Source organism: Pedobacter jeongneungensis (assembly GCF_039538295.1).
Classification (GTDB): domain Bacteria; phylum Bacteroidota; class Bacteroidia; order Sphingobacteriales; family Sphingobacteriaceae; genus Pedobacter; species Pedobacter jeongneungensis.
Genome location: NZ_BAABBY010000027.1, coordinates 1 through 3,081, shown reverse-complemented (window position 1 = coordinate 3,081; position 3,081 = coordinate 1). Strand labels below are relative to the sequence as shown.

Here is a 3,081-nt window from a genome sequence, read left to right as displayed (position 1 = left end):
GCCTGTCCATCGGTACAGAATATGTAGCTCCGGAAAACGAGGTTGAAGAGAAACTTGTTGAAATTTGGAAGGAGATCCTTGGAAAGGATCGGATCGGTATTAAAGATAATTTCTTTGATCTTGGGGGCCATAGCCTTAAGGCCATGCGTTTGTCAGGTCAGATACATCGAAGTTTTGAGGTCCACGTTGAACTGGGCAGGTTATTTGCCCACCCGGTTTTGGCCGAGCAGGCCAGATTAATCTCGGACGGGAAGAAAAGAGCATATATTGATATTGAAAAAGCAACATGCAGAGAATATTATGCATTATCTTCAGCACAGAAGAGGCTATATTTTCTCCATGAGTTTGCTCCGCAAAGCACAAGTTATAATATTCCCCTAACGCATTACTTTGGTGAAACGGCCGATTCAGAGAAAATAGCAGCGGCACTGAAGCAACTGATCAGCCGCCATGAAAGTCTTCGGACTTCGTTTGAAAAGATTAATGGTAGTCCCTGGCAAAAAATACATGCTGAACTTCCTTTTGAACTTGTGCAGCATGAATGTCCGCTAAAGGATTTAAAAAGTTACCTGGATTGCTTTATTCGTTCATTTGATTTGAGCAAGGCCCCTTTGATTCGTTCATCTCTTATACATATAGAAGAAATAGGTTACCTTCTGGCTATAGATGTGCATCACATTATTTCAGATGGCGTATCCCATCAGCTGTTGATATCCGATTTTATAAAGATTTACAATAATGAAGAACTTCCTGAGCTCCGCCTTCAATACAGAGATTTTTCAGAGTGGCAGAATAATAAGATAGCTGAGGGTGAATTTGATAACCAGAGGGAATATTGGTTATCGCAGTTTCCCGATGATATACCCAGGTTAAATTTTCCTGTAGATCATGCCCGCCCTTCTGCTTTTAGCTTCGAGGGAGCAAACCAGGAGTTTTTACTAGGCCCTGAATTAACTTCTAAACTAAAGGACTTGGGCAAGAAGTATAATGGCACTCTCCAGATGAGTTTATTGTCTGTTCTATATGTACTGTTTCATAAATATACAGGGCAGGAGGATTTAGTAATAGGTTGCGGTATTGCAGGGCGTCGACATCCTGATCTGGAACATATTGTAGGTATGTTCGTCAATGCCCTGCCTTTAAGGAATTCACCGGCAGGGTATAAGCATTTCGATGAGTTTTACAAAGAAGTTATATCGAACAGCATTACTGCTTATGATAATCAGGATATTCAGTTTGACGATTTAGTAGATATGTTAAATGTCGAGCGGGATTCTTCCAGGAATCCGGTTTTTGATGTCGTTCTTTCCGGGCTGAACTACCATCAGTCTAAACTGGATACTTCCTCCCTGGCCCCGGGCGCAGGTTTGGATGTCCTGCCTGATGTGAAATTTGCTTTAGCCAATAGCAAGGTGGACATGACATGGTATGTAAATGAACGGGACGAAGACATTTTGATCAATGTAGAATATTATTCAACTGTATATGATCATTCGACAATCTCCCGCCTTATTGCCCATTTCAAAAAAGTATTGTCCGTTATATTAGATGATCCCGGGGTTTTACTTTCCAGGATCAGCCTTTTAACCGCAGAAGAGGGTATTCACCTTATTGAAGAATATGTTGGTGGCAACAGTTTGGATTATACAAAAGCCACTTTACACGGGCTTTTTGAAAAGCAATGTTTGGTTAATCCTGATGCGATAGCGGTGCATGATCCCAAATGTTCCATGAGTTATGGTGAACTGGACAGATTGTCTACTCAACTGGCTCATTTTTTAACTGGTTTAAACCTGCAACGGGAAGATAGGGTAGGCGTTTTGCAACATAGGGGACATATGCTGATCCTTTCGATCCTGGGGATATTGAAGGCTGGGGGAGCATACGTTCCTTTAGAACCTGAATATCCTGAAGATCGATTGTCCTACATGGTCAGGGATGCCGGCATTGAAATTTTGCTTATGGAGGGAAGTCTGGTCGAGACTGCTAACCGTCTGCAATGGAAAGGCCGTGGAATTGAACATGTGGTCTGCATGGACAGTGAGGATATATATTCAGAGCGGGGCCTGCAAAGAAGTATGTTGATGCGGAAAGACCTTTGGGACCACATTGGAGAAATAGCAGTTGATACTATATCAGGTGGGGGATGGATAAGCAGTTATACCGGTGAGTACCTGAGTGAAACAGAGATGGATGAATATAGTGAAAATGCTTATTTAAAGTTAAAAGCATATTTACATCAGGACATGAAGGTGCTGGAGATTGGCTGCTCATCTGGGTTGACCATGTTTCACATAGCACCTTACGTAGGTAAATATGTTGGTACCGACCTTTCCTCCTCCATATTGTCAAATACTGGTAAGCAGGTCGAAGCACACGGTTATACCAATATTATATTGTCCTGTATGGCGGCCGATGAAATAGATCAGTTGGGTGAGGACGGCTTTGATCTGGTTATTATCAATAGTGTAATCCAATGTTTTGATGGTCATAACTATCTTCGTGACATCCTGATCAAGGCTATTTCAAAAATGAAGGATACCGGTATTGTTTTTCTGGGTGACCTGATGGATGAAGACAAAAGAGAATCCCTTATTGAGGACCTGACAGAATTCAAAAAGTCGAACGACTTAAAAGGCTACCGCGTAAAAACAGATATGTCGGCTGAATTATTTATATCACGGGATTATCTGAATGATTTGGTATCGGCGGATATAGGATTGGTAAGCGCGCAATATAGCAATAAGATTCATACAGTTTCAAATGAGTTGACACGGTATCGTTATGATGCTTTGCTCAAAGTTGATAAAAGTAAAAAGTTAGGCGGATCGAAAAAGAAAAAGCATCAATATGACCTTAGGCAGATCCATAAATATGGATATTTATCCCTCGGTCTGCCAATCGGAAGTCATGATCTGGCCTATGTGATCTATACATCGGGTTCTACGGGCAAACCTAAGGGTGTACTGGTGGAACATGGGGGCGTTGTGAATACCATACAGAGTCAGAAAGATATTTTTGAAGTGAATGAGAACGACCGGAACCTTCAATTTGCCTCTATATCCTTTGATGCCTCCGTTT

The 3,081-nt window shown here is 41.6% G+C and carries 1 protein-coding gene; it reads left to right on the top strand.

Annotated features, from left to right (window positions below; translation table 11 throughout):
- Positions 1 to 3,081: class I SAM-dependent methyltransferase (locus ABD769_RS24865; RefSeq protein ID WP_344854064.1), on the top strand; the 3,081-nt coding region annotated here is incomplete at both ends.